The 3,693-nt window shown below is 31.0% G+C and carries 5 protein-coding genes; 2 read left to right on the forward strand and 3 right to left on the reverse strand.

What is annotated here, in order from left to right; genetic code table 11:
• Positions 1 to 173 (reverse strand): chorismate synthase (locus BG20_RS12060; protein ID WP_010195578.1); only part of this gene is annotated, 173 nt, incomplete at its 3' end.
• Positions 174 to 342: 169 nt separating this feature from the next.
• Here BG20_RS12060 and BG20_RS11750 point away from each other — a divergent pair.
• The gene (locus BG20_RS11750; protein ID WP_133936314.1) at positions 343 to 843 is read left to right on the forward strand and encodes a PAS domain-containing protein; all 501 of its coding nucleotides are present in this window, start codon (positions 343 to 345) and stop codon (positions 841 to 843) included.
• A gap of 11 nt (positions 844 to 854) precedes the next feature.
• The gene (locus tag BG20_RS11395) at positions 855 to 1,394 is read left to right on the forward strand and encodes a sensor histidine kinase (RefSeq protein WP_010195581.1); all 540 of its coding nucleotides are present in this window, start codon (positions 855 to 857) and stop codon (positions 1,392 to 1,394) included.
• Positions 1,395 to 1,707: 313 nt separating this feature from the next.
• Here BG20_RS11395 and aroA read toward each other — a convergent pair whose 3' ends face one another.
• Together aroA and BG20_RS11405 are read right to left on the reverse strand one after the other, a co-directional pair.
• The gene (aroA, locus tag BG20_RS11400) at positions 1,708 to 2,973 is read right to left on the reverse strand and encodes a 3-phosphoshikimate 1-carboxyvinyltransferase (RefSeq protein ID WP_010195582.1); all 1,266 of its coding nucleotides are present in this window, start codon (positions 2,971 to 2,973) and stop codon (positions 1,708 to 1,710) included.
• A gap of 96 nt (positions 2,974 to 3,069) precedes the next feature.
• Positions 3,070 to 3,693: shikimate kinase (locus BG20_RS11405; protein ID WP_010195583.1), on the reverse strand; the 624-nt coding region annotated here is incomplete at its 5' end.

Consider the following 3,693-nt stretch of genomic DNA (forward strand, 5'->3'; position numbering starts at 1 on the left):
TGTGTAGAAATTAGTGACTGCCCTGGTTTTCTATAATCTAACATTTTTTGAATCTCTTTTTCATCTATTTCCAATCCAGCTGGACATCCATCTAAAACAGCTCCTATGGATTTTCCATGACTTTCACCAAAACTGGTTAACACAAGTCGCTGACCAATTGAACTGCCTGGCAATACAATATTTGAGTAAAATGATGCTTATAATTGTGATTTAGAATCAATTTCTAGCCAATTATATTAAAAATGAGCCTGGTCTTGGATTCTTTTCTTGAATTTCACACTTTTCAAAATATGTCTGAATCTTAAAAATAAACTTAATAATTAAAATCCTGATTTCTGATTGTTGTCTTCAATAAGAAATGACAGGATGCTAAAGATTCTATTTGAATCCACTCCTGATATGTTGGCCCTATTTGATAAAGATGGGAAGATTATCGATTGTAATGATCACTGCGCAAAAAATTTAGGATATGATAAAAACGAAATGATTGGTATGATTGGCCCTGTGGATTTCATTGTAGAAAAAGATAGACCGAAAGCAGTTGATGCTTTTACACAAGTTGTAAAAAAAGGAATTAATCTTAATGTTTCATTCGATATGTTAAGAAAAGATCAATCCACATTTCCATCCATATGGAGTGGTACTGTACTATATGATGAATTTGGAAATCTTGAAGGATATTTGGTGACTGGAAAGGATTTATCTAATTTGAAAAATTTAGAACATGAACTAGAAATTTCACATGAAAACCTCAAAATCTCTAGATTTACAACATTAGGTGAATTAACTGCAAGACTAACACATGACATAAAAAACCTCTTTCTAGTATTTACAATCGTATAGATCTTATAAAAATGACTTCTAAAGAGGAGAAAACAATAGATCATTGCAACAAAATTAAGCACTCTCTCGATCAAATACTGCGCCAAATAAATGATGTAACTAATTTTGTACGAATACATCCAACTAAATTTCAAAAACACCTTCTACATGAAATCATTAAAGATGCTTTGGAATTAATGATTATTCCAAATAATATTGTAATTGAATTACCAAAAGGTAATCCTGAAATTATTTGTGATGACTCTCAAATGATTATCGTTTTTACAAATTTGATTTACAATGCTGTACAAAAATTTGAAGATGATGGTAAAATTTCAATTCAATATAGTGATGATGATACTTCACATATTATCCAAGTAGTTGATTCTGGAAAACCTATTTCAGATGATGTACTGCCAAAAATATTTGAACCATTGTTTACAACCAAACAAAAAGGTACTGGGCTTGGACTAGTAAGCTGCAAAGCAATAGTTGAAATTCATAACGGTGTCTTATCTGTAAAAAATAATCCTGTAACTTTTACTATTGTTTTGCCCAAAAATTTAAAGTAATTAAAAATTTTACATGCCTGAATATTCAATCTTTAATCAACTCAGATTTCATCTTATTTTTTGATGATTTTTATTTATAGTTAAAAATTACATTTTTTATTCTATTTTTTTGTAAAAATTATGTTTAATCTTTAAATAATATGATAACGTATACAATATATGCAAAAACGTGTAAATTATAACAAATGATTTGCGCGGCTCTGCGAAAAATACATGTTATCTACGCAAATGCGTAGTGGGTGAGGAGAATGCTTTTCACTCTATACAGAGTCGCGCCTTTTACTAATTTTAATTAATTTTTTAAAATAATATTTTATTGTAGAATTTTTCCACCTAGTTTGTTTATCTCACTAATAAAATCAGGATATGAAACTGCAACTGATTCATGATCTGTTACAATGCAGTTTCCTATGTACATTCCAGCTATACAAAATGCCATGAATAGTCTATGATCATTTTCAGAATTCAATAATGCCCCATGCAATTCTTTTGGAGGTTCTAAAATTAAACCATCTTCTTTTTCTTGGATGTGCATTCCAAGTTTTTTTAGTTCTCTTGCTAAAATTAAAATTCTATCTGTTTCTTTTAATCTTGCATGCTTTACGTTGATAATTTCTATGGGGTTTTTTGCTTTTAATGCCAAAATTGCAAGAGGTGGAAGAATGTCCGGCGAATTACTCAAATCAAATTTGCCACCATCTAGTTTTTCTGTTGATTCTATTGTCATCTGATCTTCTTTGATTATTATTTTTACTCCCATCTGTTCTATGATGTCAATAAATGCTTCATCTCCTTGTGGCAAGTTTCCCATTTTACCATGAATTGTAACCTCATCCCCATTTAGTATTGCTGCTGATAAAAGTAATGCAAGACTTGAAAAATCCATTGGAACTGTAAATTCTGATGCTTTGTATATTTGGGGTGTTATGTGATATTTTTTGTATGGGATTAAAGTTTGTACTGACACTCCAAAATTTCTCATTGTTGCAATAGTAGCATCTAGATACGGTTTTGAAACCAAGTTGCCTTCTATCGTTAAATTAATTCCCCTCTCAGTTAGAGGTGCACAAATTAACAATGCAGAAATAAACTGGCTTGAAAAGTTTCCTGGAATTGAGACATCTCCACCTAATATTTTTCCAGTAATTCTGATAGGTGGCATTCCATTAGTTGAACTACATTTTGCCCCAATACTTTCAAGCGCATCTAACAAAGGTTGCATTGGTCTTTTTTGAAGACTTGAATCCCCCGTCAATGTTATTGGTTTTGAGAATAAACTAGCAATTCCTGATGCAATTCTGATAGTGGTACCAGAGTTTTTTGCATCAATTTCAGGCACAATTTTATCTATTTTTATGGGTTTTTTGACGATTATTGATGTATTTTTTTGTTCTATCTCTGCCCCAAAATTTTTACATGCTTCAATTGTTGCAATAGTGTCTGCTGAAAATAATACGTTGTCTATCTTACTATTGTTACCTGCCAGTGATGCTAGAAAAATAGCTCTATGAGAATAACTCTTGTTAGGTGGGCAAGTAACATGTCCTGATAATTTTGACTTTTCTACTTTACAGTTCATGTACTTCTGCCTTTTTGTTGTTAATTTTAGAAACTATTACATTTCCTTCAAGTGTTGAGAATACTTTTTTGATGTTTGATTCGTTTTCTTTTTTTGTTATTGCCGCAATTGATGGCCGTTTCCTGAAACTGATGCTCCGTAAGCTCCTTTTTCAAGTAAATTTATCATTATTTTAGGATCAGAGTCTAATGTTGCAGCTGTTGCCAATCCGTTAATGTTCATCGCATTCCAATAATCTCTTTTTTTAGCTAACTCCCATGCATTTTCAAATACAGGTGATAAAATTTTTAAATTTTTTAAATTACCTCTCTTTCTATTCTTTGGAATAAATATTACTGCAATCAAATTTACAGGTGCTTTCTCTGAGACGATGCGATTTTTCTTAAAATTATCTGTCACATTAAATCCGCCATAATAACATGAACAAGCATCATCATATGCTCCTGTTATGCTGACTTTGGATTCAATAGACGCTTCAACTCCTGAAAGCAAAATCTGTTTATCTGTTAATTTTGGTTTAAAAATTTTAGAACATGCAAGGGCGACTGCCGAAGAAATTGCACTGGAGCTCTTTAAACCATATCCTGTTGGTATTTGTGATTCTAATGTAATTTCAATTTTATTTTCATCAATATCTTTTTTTGAAAGAATTTTTTCAATTGTTTTGTTGATTAGTCTTGAACTGAGACTCTTATTTTCTGATTGAATGATAATTCCTTT

Source organism: Candidatus Nitrosarchaeum limnium BG20 (assembly GCF_000241145.1).
GTDB lineage: Archaea > Thermoproteota > Nitrososphaeria > Nitrososphaerales > Nitrosopumilaceae > Nitrosarchaeum > Nitrosarchaeum limnae.